This is a genomic window from Paracoccus sp. S-4012, assembly GCF_009674885.1.
Lineage (GTDB): Bacteria > Pseudomonadota > Alphaproteobacteria > Rhodobacterales > Rhodobacteraceae > Paracoccus.
This window is the reverse complement of record NZ_WKKA01000007.1, coordinates 84,135-99,314: the sequence shown is the minus strand read 5'-3', so window position 1 is coordinate 99,314 and position 15,180 is coordinate 84,135. Positions and strand designations below refer to the sequence as shown.

At 72.3% G+C, this 15,180-nt stretch carries 14 protein-coding genes; 9 read left to right on the top strand and 5 right to left on the bottom strand.

All coding sequences use genetic code 11. The features are described from left to right. Positions 1 to 5: 5 nt before the first annotated feature. Genes GI374_RS11080 through GI374_RS11065 form a run of 4 tightly spaced genes read right to left on the bottom strand, consistent with a single transcriptional unit; the run spans position 6 to position 2,156 of the window. The gene (locus GI374_RS11080) at positions 6 to 584 is read right to left on the bottom strand and encodes a cob(I)yrinic acid a,c-diamide adenosyltransferase (protein WP_154337137.1); all 579 of its coding nucleotides are present in this window, start codon (positions 582 to 584) and stop codon (positions 6 to 8) included. After that, positions 584 to 784, bottom strand: a complete 201-nt coding sequence (locus GI374_RS11075) for a twin transmembrane helix small protein (RefSeq protein ID WP_154337136.1) — start codon at positions 782 to 784, stop codon at positions 584 to 586. Before GI374_RS11075 ends, GI374_RS11080 begins: the two co-directional genes overlap by 1 nt. Positions 785 to 814: 30 nt before the next feature. Beyond that, positions 815 to 1,645 carry an SDR family NAD(P)-dependent oxidoreductase gene (locus tag GI374_RS11070; protein WP_154337135.1) on the bottom strand — a complete coding sequence of 277 codons (831 nt, stop codon included), beginning with the start codon at positions 1,643 to 1,645 and terminating at the stop codon, positions 815 to 817. Position 1,646: 1 nt separating this feature from the next. After that, positions 1,647 to 2,156 (bottom strand): SH3 domain-containing protein, encoded by a 510-nt coding sequence (locus GI374_RS11065; RefSeq protein ID WP_154337134.1) that lies wholly within the window; start codon positions 2,154 to 2,156, stop codon positions 1,647 to 1,649. Positions 2,157 to 2,361: 205 nt separating this feature from the next. Between GI374_RS11065 and parC the strand changes: the two genes are divergently transcribed. The 8 genes from parC to GI374_RS11025 all read left to right on the top strand — a co-directional run bounded on the left by parC (position 2,362) and on the right by GI374_RS11025 (position 11,914). Continuing rightward, positions 2,362 to 4,596, top strand: a complete 2,235-nt coding sequence (gene parC / locus GI374_RS11060) for a DNA topoisomerase IV subunit A (RefSeq protein ID WP_154337133.1) — start codon at positions 2,362 to 2,364, stop codon at positions 4,594 to 4,596. 58 nt (positions 4,597 to 4,654) lie between these two features. Further along, entirely contained in the window at positions 4,655 to 6,313 is a 1,659-nt protein-coding gene (locus tag GI374_RS11055) for an MFS transporter (RefSeq protein ID WP_154337132.1), read from the top strand. A 2-nt stretch (positions 6,314 to 6,315) separates the two neighbouring features. Continuing rightward, positions 6,316 to 6,792 (top strand): GNAT family N-acetyltransferase, encoded by a 477-nt coding sequence (locus GI374_RS11050; protein ID WP_370515289.1) that lies wholly within the window; start codon positions 6,316 to 6,318, stop codon positions 6,790 to 6,792. A gap of 36 nt (positions 6,793 to 6,828) precedes the next feature. After that, positions 6,829 to 7,773: an ABC transporter permease gene (locus GI374_RS11045; protein ID WP_154337131.1), complete on the top strand. Its 945-nt coding sequence runs from the start codon at positions 6,829 to 6,831 to the stop codon at positions 7,771 to 7,773. Beyond that, the gene (locus GI374_RS11040; protein WP_370515288.1) at positions 7,770 to 8,582 is read left to right on the top strand and encodes an ABC transporter permease; all 813 of its coding nucleotides are present in this window, start codon (positions 7,770 to 7,772) and stop codon (positions 8,580 to 8,582) included. The genes GI374_RS11045 and GI374_RS11040 overlap by 4 nt, the downstream gene beginning before the upstream one ends. Beyond that, a complete protein-coding gene (locus tag GI374_RS11035; protein WP_370515287.1) occupies positions 8,579 to 10,189 on the top strand; it encodes an ABC transporter ATP-binding protein in 1,611 nt (536 codons plus the stop codon). Before GI374_RS11040 ends, GI374_RS11035 begins: the two co-directional genes overlap by 4 nt. 93 nt (positions 10,190 to 10,282) lie before the next feature. After that, positions 10,283 to 10,906 (top strand): DUF6766 family protein, encoded by a 624-nt coding sequence (locus GI374_RS11030; protein ID WP_154337130.1) that lies wholly within the window; start codon positions 10,283 to 10,285, stop codon positions 10,904 to 10,906. A gap of 51 nt (positions 10,907 to 10,957) precedes the next feature. Continuing rightward, a complete protein-coding gene (locus GI374_RS11025) occupies positions 10,958 to 11,914 on the top strand; it encodes a DMT family transporter (RefSeq protein WP_154337129.1) in 957 nt (318 codons plus the stop codon). Here GI374_RS11025 and GI374_RS11020 read toward each other — a convergent pair. Beyond that, entirely contained in the window at positions 11,911 to 14,088 is a 2,178-nt protein-coding gene (locus GI374_RS11020; RefSeq protein ID WP_154337128.1) for a lytic transglycosylase domain-containing protein, read from the bottom strand. The two genes, GI374_RS11025 and GI374_RS11020, sit on opposite strands and share 4 nt — an antisense overlap. A 126-nt stretch (positions 14,089 to 14,214) precedes the next feature. Between GI374_RS11020 and dapA the strand changes: the two genes are divergently transcribed. Continuing rightward, entirely contained in the window at positions 14,215 to 15,090 is an 876-nt protein-coding gene (gene dapA / locus GI374_RS11015) for a 4-hydroxy-tetrahydrodipicolinate synthase (RefSeq protein ID WP_154337127.1), read from the top strand. Positions 15,091 to 15,180 lie beyond the last annotated feature (90 nt).

Below are 15,180 nucleotides of genomic sequence, written 5' to 3'. Positions count from 1 at the left end.
CAGCCTCAGCGGCTGGCGCCCGGCACCCAGAGTGTATCGCCCTCGCCCTCCGCTGCCGCCGCGCGTGCGGCGACGAAAAGCCAGTCGGAGAGGCGGTTGAGATAGCGGACCGCCGCCGGGTTCACGTCGCCGTCGCTCGCCACGGCGAGTTCGGTCGCGCGCCGCTCGGCCCGCCGGGCGATGGTGCGGGCGAGGTGCAGATGCGCCGAGGCCGCCCCGCCGCCGGGCAGGATGAAGCTGCGAAGGGCCGAGAGGGGGGCGTTCATCGCGTCGATCTCGGCTTCGAGCCGCGCGATCTGGGTGTCGATGATCCGCAGCACGGGATAGGGCGCCTCGGCGTCCCGCTCCATCCCCGGCCGCGACAGGTCAGCGCCGAGGTCGAAGAGCTCGTTCTGGATCACGGCGATGCGCGCCGCCATCTCGCCCGCGGCATGCAGCCGCGCGATGCCGAGCGCCGCGTTCGCCTCGTCCACGGTGCCATAGGCCTCCACCCGCGGGTCGTGCTTGACGACCCGGCTGCCGTCCGACAACGCCGTGTCGCCCTTGTCGCCGGTGCGGGTGTAGATGCGGTTCAGGACGACCATCAGCCGCCCCGGAGCGAGACATAGGCGAGGATCACCATCACCGCCACGAACTGCGCGATGAGCCGCCACCGCATCAGCCGGTTGGAGTTGCGCCGGTTGAACTCGCCGCCTCGGGCGAAGCTGCCGATGCCGGTGGCGAGGATCGCCGTCACCACCAGCACCATGAAGCCGGCGAGGGCGAACAGGGCCTTGTCTTCCATGACGCGTGCCTTTCGCTGAAGGGCCGCAGCCTAGCTCCGCCGGGTCATCCAGTCCAGCCCGCGCGTCGGCAGCAGCCTGCGTCCGGCGGCGGCGAGGCGGGTCGGCACGGTGACGTGATAGCGCGGCGCCGGGCGGTCGGCCTCGATCGCGCGGGCGATCACCCGGCTGACGGCCGCGGGCGGCAGCTCGAAGCGGTCCTTCGTGGCGGGCTTGTAGAGGCGAGGGATCAGGCGGGCGCGGTATTGCCCGGCCCGCGGGCTCGCCTCCCAGTCGATCCAGCGGGCGAACTGCGCTTGCGCGTTCAGGCGGAAGCGCGAGGTGATCGGGCCGGGCTCGACCAGCACGACACGGATCTGCGTGTCCTCCATCTCCTGCCGCAGCACATCGGTCAGCCCCTCGAGCGCGAATTTCGACGCCACATAGGCCCCGCGCCATTTCGCCCCGACGAGGCCCAGCACCGAGGAAATGTTGACGATGGTCGTGGGGCCGTCATGGGCGCGGAACTGCGGGATCATCGCGCGGGTGAGGTCGTGGGTGCCGAAGAGGTTGGTCTCGAAGATCGCCCGGAGCGCGCCGGCGGGGATGTCCTCCACCGCGCCGGGGATGGCGATGGCGGCGTTGTTGACGAGCGCCGTGACCGGCCCGCCCTCGGCCGCGCGTGCGGGGGCGGCGGCGATGCTGGCCGGGTCGTTCAGGTCGAGGGCGAAGCTCTCGAAACCCTCGGCCCGCCGCGCCGCCACGTCCTCGGGCTTGCGGCAGGTCGCCAGCACGCGCCAGCCGCGCGCCCTGAGGTGGTGCGCGGCGTCGAGGCCGATGCCGGAGGAGCAGCCGGTGATGACGACGCCCTGCCGCGGCGGCATGTCAGCCGGGCTGGCGGGGCGAGAGGAACTGCGCCGACATGAAGCCGCGGCTCCCGTCTGCCGCCTCGATCTCGATCCAGCCGCCCGAAGTGGGGCCGACACTGGTGACCGCCGCGCCCCGGGTCAGCGAGCCGACGACGCCGCCACCCGGCGCCGCCCGCAGGTTCACCGCGTCGCCAATGACATAGAGGGCGGGGCCGGAGGCGAGGCGCTGCTCGGGTGCCGCGGCGCGCGCGCGCTCGGGCGAGGGGCGCAGCTTCGGTACGCCCTCGCCGGTGCCGGGCTGGGTTGCGGCGGCCATGGCGCGGCGGGTGAGCTCGGCATGGTCGAGGGGGGCCTCGGCCGGCGCGTCGGTGCGAATCGATGCCGCGATCACGCCCCAAGGATATTGCGGGGACGCCGCGGCGGCTACCACGGCGCCGCCGGTCTCGGCTTCCGCCGTATCCGGGTTGCCGTAGAGGAGCAGCGTCGAAACCAGACCCCCGAGGGTCAGGGCAACCAGCCTGAACATATCCAACCTGCCTCCGGCGCCGGTGATCCGGGCCGCTTTCTTGTCTGTCCGGTCATTCCGGGTTCAGAGGTCAAACGCCGCGGCGCCGGCCGCGTTCCGCGCCATCCCGCGGAAATCCGCTGCCGCAGCCTCAAACCCTCTTGCAGCCTTGCGAATCATCTTTCGCCGCTGGACCGCGGCCGGGCTTGCCGCTAGGCGGGCGGGCATGGCCGACGACGACCTCCCCCCCGATCCCGACACCGATGCAGGCCGGACCATTCCCGAGCCCCTCAGCCGGGCCATCGGCGAACGTTACCTGACCTATGCGCTCAGCACGATCATGCACCGGGCGCTTCCGGATGCGCGCGACGGGCTGAAGCCGGTCCACCGTCGCATCCTCTACGCCATGCGCGAGCTGCGGCTGTCGCCCTCGGGCGGCTTCCGCAAGTCCGCCAAGATCACCGGCGACGTGATGGGCAACTATCACCCGCATGGCGATTCCGCGATCTACGACGCCATGGCCCGCCTCGCGCAGCCCTTCGCCATGCGCTACCCGCTGGTGGACGGGCAGGGAAACTTCGGCAACATCGACGGCGACAACCCCGCCGCCAGCCGCTACACCGAGGCCCGCCTGACGCTCGCCGCCGAGGCGCTGATGGAGGGGCTGGCCGAGGACGCGGTCGATTTCCGCCCCAACTACGACGGCACCCTGCAGGAGCCGATCGTCCTGCCCGCCGCCTTCCCGAACCTGCTGTGCAACGGCGCCTCGGGCATCGCGGTCGGCATGGCCACGAACATCCCGCCCCACAACCTGCACGAGGTGATCGACGCCTGCCTGCATCTCATCAAGGCGCCCGACGCCCGCGACGAGACGCTGTTGCGGCTGATGCCCGGCCCCGACTTCCCCACCGGCGGCGTGCTGGTCGAGACGCCCGAGACGCTGGCCGAGGCCTATCGCACCGGCCGCGGCAGCCTGCGCCTGCGGGCGCGCTGGCTGCGCGAGGATCTTGGCCGCGGCAACTGGCAGCTGGTCGTGACCGAGATCCCCTACCAGGTGCAGAAGTCGAAGCTGATCGAGCGGCTGGCCGAGCTGATCCAGACCAAGAAGATCCCGATCCTCGCCGATGTCCGCGACGAGTCGGCCGACGACATCCGCATCGTGCTGGAGCCGCGCGCCCGCACCGTGGACCCCGAGCAGCTGATGGCGGTGCTGTTCCGCAACTCCGACCTCGAGACGCGCTTCGGGCTGAACATGAACGTGCTGATCGACGGGCGGCAGCCCAAGGTCTGCTCGCTCCGCGAGGTCTTGCGCGCCTTTCTCGACCACCGCCGCGAGGTGCTGGTGCGCCGCTCGAACCACCGCCTCGCGAAGATCGCGGCGCGGCTGGAGGTGCTGGACGGCTACATCGTCGCGTTCCTCAATCTCGACCGCGTGATCGAGATCATCCGCCACGAGGACGACCCCAAGGCGGTGATGATGGCCGAGTTCGGCCTTTCCGAGGTGCAGGTCGAGGCGATCCTCAACATGCGCCTGCGCGCGCTGCGGCGGCTGGAGGAGATCGAGCTCCGGGCCGAGCGCGACCGGCTGACCGAGGAGCGCGCGGGCCTCGAGGCGCTGGTGGGCGACGAGGGCCTGCAATGGGTCCGCATCGCCGAGGAGCTGAAGGAGACCCGCGGCCTCTTCGGCAAGTCCGCGGCCGGCGGGTTGCGGCGGACCGAGATCACGGCCTCCGCCGATGTGCAGCCGCTCGACATGGACGCCATGATCGAACGCGAGCCGGTGACGGTGATCCTGTCGCGCATGGGCTGGATCAGGGCCCTGAAGGGGCATCAGCCGCTCGATGCAGAGGTGAAGTTCCGCGACGGCGACGGGCCGCTGATGGCGCTGCATGCCGAGACCACCGACAAGCTGATGGTCTTCGGCCAGAACGGGCGCTTCTACACCCTCTCGGCCAATGCCCTGCCGGGTGGCCGCGGCATGGGCGAGCCGCTGCGGCTAATGATCGACCTGCCGAACGACAGCGCCGTGGTGGACCTGTTCCTGTGGCGCGAGGACGAGCAGCACCTCGTCGCCTCGACCGCGGGCGACGGCTTCATCGTGGGCGCGGCGGACATCCTCGCGCAGACGCGGGCGGGCAGGCAGGTGCTGAACGGCACCGCGCTGCTGCGCCGGAAGGTCGAGGGCGACCACCTCGCGACCGTGGGCGAGAACCGCAAGCTGCTGGTCTTCCCGCTGGCCGAACTGCCCGAGATGGCGCGCGGCAAGGGCGTGCGGCTGCAGCGGTTCAAGGACGGCGGGCTTGCGGATGCGGCCTTCGTGACGCTGTCGGTCGGCCTCAGCTGGAAGGACCCGGCGGGCCGCACCCGCACCGAATCCGACCTGACCGAATGGCTGGGCAGCCGGGCGCAGGCCGGGCGCATGGCGCCGCGCGGCTTCCCGCGGGATAACCGCTTCACCTGAGTTGCGGCCGCGGCGGCACCGACCTAGCATCCCGCGACACCGCCGGGTTTTCACACTGATGTCCGCCCCCACGACCGAGTCCGCAGGCGCCCGCCAGAGCGCGCTGGTGCCGTTCCGGCACGCCGAATATCGCAACCTCTGGGGCGCGACGGTGCTGTCGAATTTTGGCCACCTGATCCAGGGGGTCGGCGCCGCCTGGCTGATGACGCAGCTGACCACCTCGCCGACGCTGATCGCGCTGGTGCAGTCCTCGGCGACGCTGCCCTACATGCTGTTCGCGCTGCTGGCGGGGGCGCTGGCCGACACCTTCGATCGCCGCCGCCTGATGATCGCCGCGCAGGGCTTCATGTTCGTGACCTCGGCGGTCCTCGCCGTGATCGGCTTCACCGGCGGCCTCAACCCGTGGCTGCTGCTGACGCTGACCTTCCTGATCGGCGTCGGCGGCGCGGTCTACAACCCGCCCTGGCAGGCGAGCCAAGGCGACCTCGTGCCCCGCTCCGAGTTGCAGGCAGCGGTGACGCTGAACTCCCTCGGCTTCAACCTCATGCGCGGGGTCGGCCCGGCCGCGGGCGGGCTGATCGTCGCGGCCTGGGGCGCCGCGGCGGCCTTCGCCATCAACGCGCTGAGCTACCTGCCGCTGATCGTCGCGCTGATCCGCTGGAAGGGGCCCAAGGCCGAGCGCCGCGTGGTGGCGCGCGAGCCGTTCCCTTCGGCCGTCAACGCCGGGCTGCGCTACGTCGCGCTTTCGCCGAACCTCGTGCGGGTGCTGCTGCGCGGGGCGTTGTTCGGCTTCGCAGCCGTGGCGGTTCTGGCGCTGCTGCCGCTGGTGGCGCGGTCGCATCCGGGGGCGGGCTCGCTCCTCTACGGGATGCTGCTCGGCTGCTACGGCATCGGCGCGATCCTCGGCGCGGTGCTGAACCCGCGCATCCGCGAGCGCTTCGACAACGAGAACATCGTCCGCGTGGCCTTTGCAGGCTTTGCGGTCGCCGCGCTGATCCTGGCGCTCACCGACCATGTCTGGCTTCACGCGCTGGCGCTGCTGCCGGCGGGGGCGTCCTGGGTGCTGGCGCTGTCGCTGTTCAACGTGACGGTGCAGCTCTCCACGCCGCGCTGGGTGGTGGCCCGCGCGCTGGCCCTCTACCAGACCGCGACCTTCGGCGGCATGGCGGCGGGGTCGTGGATCTGGGGCGAGGTGGCGACCGCGCGCGGCTGGCACGAGGCGCTGGTCGTCGCGGCCGGGGTGCTGCTCCTCGGCGCCGTGATCGGCCACTGGTTCCGGGCGCCCGACTTCGGCACCCTGAACCTCGAGCCCGCCAACCGCTTCCGCGAGCCGGAACTCGCGCTCGACATCCGCGGCCGCTCGGGGCCGGTCTTCGTGATGGTGGACTACGAGATCGCCCACAAGGACGTGCCCGAGTTCCTGCGCCTGATGGCCAAGCGCCGCGCCGCCCGCCGCCGCGACGGGGCGCGCAACTGGGCGCTGCTGCGCGACCTCGAGCATCCTGGGCAGTGGTCCGAGAGCTATCACATCGCCACCTGGGACGAATACGTCCGCCACAACCTGCGCCGGACGCATTCGGACGACGAGGTGGCGGTGCGCCTGCGCGAGATGCACCGGGGCGAGGGCGATCCGCTGGTGCATCGCATGATCGAGCGCCAGAACGTCAACCCGGACGAGGACGTCTTGCCGCTGCTCGGCAAGCCGGACGTGCTGTGACGGTGGAGGCGGTCATCGCCGATGCCGTGACGGAGGCCGATATCGCCGCCGCGCGGCGCTTGATGCGGGACTATGTGGACGGGCTCGGGCTGGACCTGTCGTTTCAGGACGCCGAGGCCGAGCTCGCGGCGCTGCCGGGCGCCTATGCCCCGCCGCGCGGTGCGCTGCTCCTGGCGCGCGGGGCGGGGGAACGCGCGCTCGGCGTGATCGCGCTCCGGCCCCTGCCGGCGGAGGGTGAGTGCGAGTGCAAGCGCCTTTATGTCCGGCCCGAGGCGCGGGGGCTGTCGCTCGGCACCCGGCTCGGCGAGGCGATTCTCGCCCGCGCACGAGGCTTGGGTTACCGGCGGATGCTGCTTGACACGCTCGACACCATGACCCCGGCGCTGCGGGTCTATCGCGGCCTCGGCTTCCGCGAGATCCCCGCCTACTACCCGAACCCGCTGCCGGGCGTGGTCTATCTCGGCCGCGACCTCGGCTGACTTTACCGCCCGCGCCGCCGCGGATAGCGTCGCGCCATGCTGCGGTTCATCGCCCGACGGGGGCTCACGCTCGCGCTCAGCCTGCTCGTCGCCTCGGCGGCGATCTTCGCGATCGTGGACCTCGTGCCGGGCGATCCGGCGAGCTTCATGCTCGGCACCGGCGCGCAGCCCGACACGCTGGAGGCGCTGCGGCGGCAGCTTGGCCTCGACCTGCCCTGGCCGGTCCGCTACGCGCGCTGGCTCGGCGGCGTGCTGACGGGTGATCTGGGGACCAGCTTCACCTATCGCACCCCCGTGGCGGGGCTGATCGCGGAGCGGATGGCAGTCTCGCTGCCGCTCGCGCTGCTGGCGCTGGGGCTTGCCGTGGTGGTGGCCTTCCCGGTGGGGATGCTGGCGGCCGCGCGCCGGGGCAGGGCGGCGGATGCGGCGGTGATGGGGGCCACGCAGGTGGGCATCGCGGTGCCGAACTTCTGGTTCGCGATGCTGCTGGTGCTGCTCTTCGCGGTCAACCTGCGCTGGCTGCCGGCCGGCGGCTTCTCCGGCTGGTCCGATCCGGTCGCGGCGCTGCGCGCGCTGCTCCTGCCCTCCGTTGCGCTCGCCCTGCCGCAGGCCGCGATCCTCGCCCGCGTGCTGCGAAGCGCCCTGATCGAGACCTTGGGGCAGGACTACATCCGCACCGCCCGCGCCAAGGGGCTGACCGAGCGTCAGGCGCTGCGCCGCCATGCGCTCCGCAACGCCTTGATCCCGGCGCTGACGATCATCGGGCTGCAGTTCAGCTTCCTGCTGGCCGGCGCGATCATCATTGAGAACGTCTTCTACCTCCCCGGTCTCGGCCGGCTGATCTTCCAAGCGATCACGCAGCGCGACCTGATCGTGGTGCAGTCGGCGGTGCTGGTGCTGGTCGCGGCGGTGATCCTCGTGACCTTCCTCACCGACCTTGCCTATGCGGCGGTGGACCCGCGGCTGAGGGTGCGTGGGTGAGGTGGGGGCTCCTCCTCGGGGCGGTGCTGTCGGGTCTCGCGCTGGTCGCGGCGGGGGTGTCGTTCTTCTGGACGCCCTGGCCGGTGGACGTGTTGAGCATCGGCAACCGCCTGCAGCCGCCCTCGGCCGCCCACTGGTTCGGCACCGACCACCTCGGCCGCGACATCCTCAGCCTCGTGATGGTCGGCGCCCGGACCTCGATCGCGGTGGCGCTGGTTGCCGTCGGCATCGGCATGGGCGCGGGGGTCCCGCTGGGGCTGCTGGCGGCGGCCAACCGAGGCGGCTGGCTGGACGAGGTGGTCATGCGGATGAACGACCTGATCTTCGCCTTCCCGGCGCTGGTCATCGCCATCCTCATCACCGCGGTCTTCGGCCCCTCGGCCACCAACGCCATCATCGCCATCGGCATCTTCAACATCCCCGTCTTCGCCCGCGTGGCGCGCGGCGGCGCGCTGCCGCTCTGGACGCTCGATTTCATTCGTGCGGCGCAGGTGGCGGGGAAGGGCCGCGCGAGGATCAGCGCCGAGCATATCCTGCCCAACATCGCCAACCTGCTGATCGTGCAGGGGACGATCCAGTTCTCGCTCGGTATCCTCGCGGAAGCGGGGCTGAGCTATGTCGGCCTCGGCGCTCAGCCGCCGACGCCGTCATGGGGGCGGATGCTGGCCGAGGCGCAGACGATGGTGACGCTCGCCCCGCATGTCGCGGTGATCCCCGGCCTTGCCATCGTCGCGACAGTGCTGGGGCTGAACCTGCTGGGCGACGGGTTGCGCGACGCGCTCGACCCGCGGCTGAGGGGGCGGGCGTGAGCCTGCTGCGGCTGCGCGGCCTCTCGGTCGGGATCGGCGGGCGGGCGATCCTGCGCGACGTGGACCTCGACCTCGGGCGCGGCGAGGTGCTGGGGCTGGTGGGCGAGAGCGGCTCGGGCAAGTCGCTGACCGCGCTCGCGGTGATGGGGCTGCTGCCGCCGGGTTTCGCAACCCGCGGATCGGTGAAGCTGGAAGGCGAGGAGCTGCTGGGCCTGCCCGAACCGGCGCTCTGCCGGGTCCGCGGGAGGCGGATCGGGATGATCTTCCAGGAGCCGATGACCGCGCTCAATCCGCTGATGACCATCGGCGATCAGGTGGCCGAAGTGCTGCGCGTCCATCACGGCATGGCCCGCGCGCCCGCCCGCGCCCGCGCCCGCGAGCGGCTGGACCGCGTCGGCCTGACCGCCGACCGCTTCCCGCTCGACCGCTGGCCGCATGAGCTGTCGGGCGGGCAGCGGCAGCGGGTGGCGATCGCGATGGCGATTGCCGAGAAGCCCGACCTTCTGATCGCCGACGAGCCGACGACCGCCCTCGACGTGACCACGCAGGCGCAGATCCTCGACCTGCTCTCGGGCCTCGTGCGCGAGGAGGGGATGGGGCTGATGCTCATCACCCATGACCTCGCCGTTGTCGCGGGGCGCGCGGATCGCGTGGCGGTGATGAAGGACGGCGCGGTGGTCGAGACGGGCGCGACCGAGGCGGTGTTCCGCGCGCGCGCGCATCCCTACACGCGCGCGCTCTTCGCGGCCTCAACCCATGTGCCGCCCGCCGTTCCCGCGCCGCCGAAACAAGCGCCGCTGCTGAGCGTCCGCGAGGCGGTTCGCGAATACACCCTCCCGCGCTCCGGCCCCTTCGCATCGCCGGCCGTCCTGCGGGCCGTGGATGCCGTCAACTTCGACGTGGCCGAGGGCGAATCCCTCGGCCTCGTCGGCGAATCCGGCTGCGGCAAGTCCACGCTGACCCGCGCCATTCTCGGCCTCGACCCGTTGCAGGGCGGCGAGATCCGGCTCGGCGGCGCCACCGTCCGCCCCGGCATGCCCTCCACCATCCGCGCCGGCGTGCAGGTGGTCTTCCAGGACCCCTATGGCAGCTTCGACCCCCGCTGGCGGGTCGAGCGCCTGGTGGCCGAGCCCTTCCACCTGACCGCTCGCCCCCGCGACTGGCGTACGCGGGTGGCCGCTGCGCTCGAGGAGGTCGGCATCGAACCGGACGCCGGGCGCCGCTTCATCCACGAGTTCTCCGGCGGCCAGCGGCAGCGCATCGCCATCGCCCGCGCCCTCATCATCCGCCCGCGCCTGATCGTGCTGGACGAGGCGGTAAGCGCGCTCGATGTCCGCGTCCGCGCGCAGGTGCTGGACCTGCTGGCGCGGCTCCGGGCCGAGCATGGGCTGGCCTATCTCTTCATCAGCCACGACCTCGGCGTGGTCCGCGCGATCACCGACCGGGTGCTGGTGATGGAGCGCGGCCGGATCGTCGAGGCCGGGCCGACCGCGCGGGTGCTGGAGGCGCCGGAGCATCCCTATACCCGCCGTCTGCTGGCCGCGACGCCGATGATCCCGGAAGGCTGGGCAGGCCCCAAGGCCGCGCCGGTCGTGGTCTCGGGCTGACGCGCTCGCCCCGGCGGAAACTTAGTGTCTGCAAAGGAGTTATCGCCGCATCATGCGAGGAGTGCGGCGATCCTGCCGCCGGGGGCGGCCAAGATGAAAAAGTTCCTCCGCGACAGCGGCCTCTCCTGGGCGCTGCTCGCCCTCTTCCTCGTCAGCCTCGCGGGCATGATCTGGTCGGGCTGGCTCGACGCCGCCGAGGAGGCCCGCAGACATGCCGAGGCGGCGCCCTCGCTCGGCCAGTTCCTGACCGGCGGCGACTTCCTCTCGCCGCTCTTCGAGAACTGGGAAAGCGAGTTCCTGCAGATGGCGTTCTATGTCGTGCTGACGGCGATGCTGTTCCAGCGGGGCTCGGCCGAATCGAGCGACCCCGATGACCCGGACCGCCCGAACGACGAGGCGGGACCGGGCATCGGCGGCTGGCTCTACGCGCATTCGCTGGGCCTGACGCTGGCGGCGCTGTTCGTGGCCTCGTTCGTCCTGCATGGCTGGGGCAGTTGGCAGATGGCGATCGGGGACGCCGCGCGGCATGGCGAGGCCCCGCATGGATTCTGGGCGCATCTCGGCACTGCGGGGTTCTGGTTTGAATCGATGCAGAACTGGCAGTCGGAGTTCCTCGCGACCCTTGCCCTCGTCGTGCTGTCAATCTTCCTGCGCCACCGGGGCTCGCCGGAATCGAAGCCGGTTCAGGCGCCGCACGGGCAGACCGGCGCCGGTTGACCGCGCCCCGGCGCTCTGCCACCGGTGACTGGCAATCCCCTCGGGTGAACCATGACCGCCGCCGACCGCGACCTGACCGGGCCGCTGACCGATCCCGCGCTGCAGCGGCCCGCGGTGCCGCCGCCCGAGGCCGAGCCGCAGAAGCCGGCCCGGAACCGGCGCGGCATCCTGCTCATGTGCGTGGTGAGCCTCGTCTTCGCCATCCAGGATTCGCTCTCGCGCGAGTTGGGGAGCGAGTATTCGCCCTTCCTCGTGGTAATGCTGCGCTACTGGTTCATGGTGATCTTCGTCTCGGTGATCGTCAGCCGCGCGCCGGGCGGCTTCCGCGCCGCCGCGCGCTCGCGCAGGCCGTGGCTGCAGATCGCCCGCGCGCTGCTGCTGATCGCCGACATCGTGCTGGCGATCTTCGCCTTCGTGCGGCTCGGCCTCGTCAACGCCCATGCGATCATGGCGAGCTATCCGCTGATGATCGTGGCGCTCTCCGGTCCGATCCTCGGCGAGCGCATCGGCTGGCGCCGCTGGACCGCGGTCGGCGTGGGCTTCATGGGCATGATGATCGTGCTGCGCCCCGGCTCGGGCGCGATGTCGCCCGACATGCTGTTCGCGCTCGGCGCGGCGGCGACCTTCGCGCTCTACGGGGTGCTGACGCGGCTCGCCTCGCGCCACGACCCCTCGACTGTCAGCTTCTTCTGGACCAGCATCGGGGGCGCGGCCGCGATCACCCTGGTCGGGCTCATGCACTGGGAGGCGCTCGCCCCCGCGGACTGGCTGCTGCTGGCGGCGCTCTGCCTCTGTGCGGCGACCTCGCACTGGCTGCTGATCCTGGCCTACGAGATGGCCGAGGCCTCGGTCCTGCAGCCCTTCGCCTATACTCAGCTGATGTGGATCGTCATCATCGGGACCGTCTTCTACAGCGAGCGGCTGGCGCCCAACGTGGTCGTGGGCGTCACGATCATCGTCGGCGCGGGGCTGTTCTCGCTCTGGCGGGCGCGGATGCGGGCGGGTTAATCGAGGCGCGTCTCGCCGGGCGGCATCGGGCCGATGAAGGCCATCGGCGCGGTCGCCGGGTCGATGACGGCCGGGGCGGGCTCGATCCGGGGCGGCGCCTGCGCCGCGGCGGCGAGCGCGAGGGCAGCGGCGCGCGGGCTCGGGATCGGCCGGGCGGAGGCCATGAGCGTGGTGTCGAGGCGGGGCAGGGGCACGGTGGTCACGCCGTCGCCGGTGATGTCGGCCGTGGGCGTCCACTCAACCGGCTTGCCCGCGATGCGGGCGCGGTAGACCGGCAGCGCCTCGGCCACGCGCATGACGTAGTTGCGGGTCTCGTCGAAGGGGACCGATTCGACCCAGTCGACGGCGTCCGCCTCGCCCCGGCGCAGGTCGCCGAAGGCCGCCAGCCACTGCGCCGACCGGCCCGGCCCGGCGTTGTAGCCGGCGGCGACGAGCGCGATCGACGGCCCGTAGCGGGCGCGGAGCCCGGCGAGGTAGGTGGCGCCGTAGAGCGCGTTGTAGCCCGCGTCGGAGGACAGCCGGTCGAGGTCGTAGGGCAGGCCCACGTCGCGGGCAATGTCGCGGGCGGTCGCGGGCATGACCTGCATCAGCCCGCGCGCCCCCGCGGGCGAGCCGGCGCGCGGATTGAACTCCGACTCCTGCCGGGCGATCGCCATCGCCAGCTCGGCCGGGATGCCCAGCGGCATCGCCTCGATGCCGGTCAGCGGGAACTGGATCGCGGGGTGGATGACGCCCCGCTGGGCCGCGCGCTTCGACAGGCGCAGCGCGTGATGCGTATGCCCGAACTCGGCCATGAGGCGCGCGAGACGGGCGGTGTCCTGCGGATCGGCGGTCTCGGAGACATGCAGCAGGAACCGCGCCGCGAGGTCCGCCTCGCCCGCGACCAGCAGCCAGATCCCCGCCTGCACCCGCCGGTCGCTGCGGATCGCCGCCCCGCGCCAGTCGGGCACGGTGTCGAGGGCGAGGCCCGGCGTGGCGAGCGCCGGGTCCATCGGCACCCCGGCCGCCTCGGCCGCGAGCTGGCCGTAATAGGAGGACTGATGGGTCGCCGCCTGACGCATCAGCGCCTCGGCCCGCGCGGCCTCGCCCGCCGCCCCGGCGGTGCGCGCCTGCCAGTAGAGCGCGCGGCCCTGCGTGATGGCCGAGCCGGAGTCCTGCGCCAGCCGCTCGAAATGCTCGCGCGCCGCGGCCCAGTCGCCGGTCTGGAACGCCGCCCAGCCGGCGAGGAAGTCGAGGTCGACCGCATGGGGGTGGCTGGAGGGCAGGTGGTGCGGCCAGGCCAGCCGCAGCGCAAGCGCCGGGTCCCCCGCGCGCAGGGCGGCGCGGGCGTAGTCGGCCCGGAGCGAGGACCACAGCGCCGGGTCGATCAGCGTCTCCGCCGCCTCCGACTGCGCCAGCAGGATCTCGCGCGCGCGCTCGACGTCGCGCAGGCGGGCGAAGCGGCGGAAGCGGTCGAGGGCGAGGCCGGGATCGGCCAGCAGGTCAGGCGGAAGCGCCTCGATGCGGGCGTTGAGGTTCGGGCCGTCATTCTGCAGGTCGGCCCGCAGCCGCGCGATCAGCGCGTCGTCGCCGGTCAACTGCGGCAGCAGCTTGAGCGCCTCGGCCGTCTCGCCCCGGTCCAGGAGCGCCCGCGCCCGCGCCGCCGCGTGCTCGGCGAGCGCATGTCCGTAGGTCGCCGAAAGCGCCGTCTCCGCCGCCGCGTCCAGCGTCACCAACGCCCCGGCCCAGAGCGGCACGAGCCGCGCGACCGCCGCCTCGCGGCCCGCGGTCGTCTCGATGGCCGCGATCAGGCGCAGCAACCCGTTGCCGGTCCGCGGCGCGGCCTCGCCGAACCACGCGAGGACCGCCTCGGGCGGCATGGCCTCTGACATCGCCGCCTCGGCTCGCTCGCGCAGCAGGTCCATGCCCGGCCAGTCGGGGTTGCGAACGGCGAAATCGGCATAGTCCGCGAAGGCGGCGCCCCCGGCCCGCAGCCGGTGCCAGGCCACGATGTCGAGCGCGAGCGGCCCCGATGCGCGCGCCGCGGCCTCGGCGGCGGGCCAGTTGCGCGCGCCGGTCTCGGCGAGCGCCCGGCGCAGCGCCGCCGCGTCCTCGGCCCGCGCCGCGAGGGGGGCCGTCAGCGCCAGGGCAAGCGCGAAGGCCATGCGGGCCAGGCTGTCGCGGAGGCGAGTCATCGCCGCTAATCTGGCCTGCCCGCGCCCGCGGGACAATTCACAACCTTGGCAGTCGCCCCGCGCGGGTCTAGGGGAGGGCGATTCCGTCCGGCGCCAGGTCGCGCCGCCAGTCGTCAGGAGCCGCCCATGTTCAAGGGGTCCATGCCCGCCCTCGTCACGCCCTTCACCGAGGACGGCGACCTGGACCTCAAACATCTCGAGGCGCTGGTCGAGTGGCAGATCGCCTCCGGCTCGCATGGCATCGTCCCGGTCGGCACCACCGGCGAGAGCCCGACGCTGGACCATGACGAGCACCGCCGCGTGGTCGAGGCGGTCGTGCGGGTCGCCGCCGGCCGGGTGCCGGTGATCGCGGGGGCGGGCTCCAACTCGACGCGTGAGGCAATCGGGCTGACGCGGCACGCGCAGGAGACCGGGGCCGACGGCGCCCTGGTGGTCACACCTTACTACAACAAGCCGACCCAGGCCGGGCTGATCGCGCATTTCAGCGCGATCCACGACGCCACCGACATCCCGATCATCATCTACAACATCCCCGGCCGCTCGGTCGTGGACATGACGCCCGAGACGATGGGCGAGCTTGCCCGCCTGCCGCGCATCGTCGGCGTCAAGGACGCCACCGCGCGGCTGGACCGGGTCCCCCTCCAGCGGATCACCTGCGGGCCGGACTTCCTCCAGATCTCGGGCGAGGACGCGACCGCGCTCGGCTTCAACGCGCAAGGCGGCGTGGGCTGCATCAGCGTGACCGCGAACGTGGCGCCGGAGCTCTGCGCCGAGTTCCAGAACGCCACCCTCGCGGGCGACTGGACCCGCGCGCTGGAATTGCAGGACCGGCTGATGCCGCTGCACATCGCCATCTTCCTAGAGCCGGGGCTGGTCGGCGCGAAATACGGCCTCTCGCGGCTCGGGCGGGTGCGGGAGCGGGTGCGGCTGCCGCTGGTCGGGCTGACTGAGGGGACCAGGCGCCGGATCGACGCGGCGATGGAGCATGCGGGGCTGATCTGAGGCGAAGCCGAGGGTTTCCCCCCCCCCCGGACCCCCGGAGGATATTTCTCGACAGAAGAAGCCGGGCGGGCTTTGGCTGGACGGTTTGCG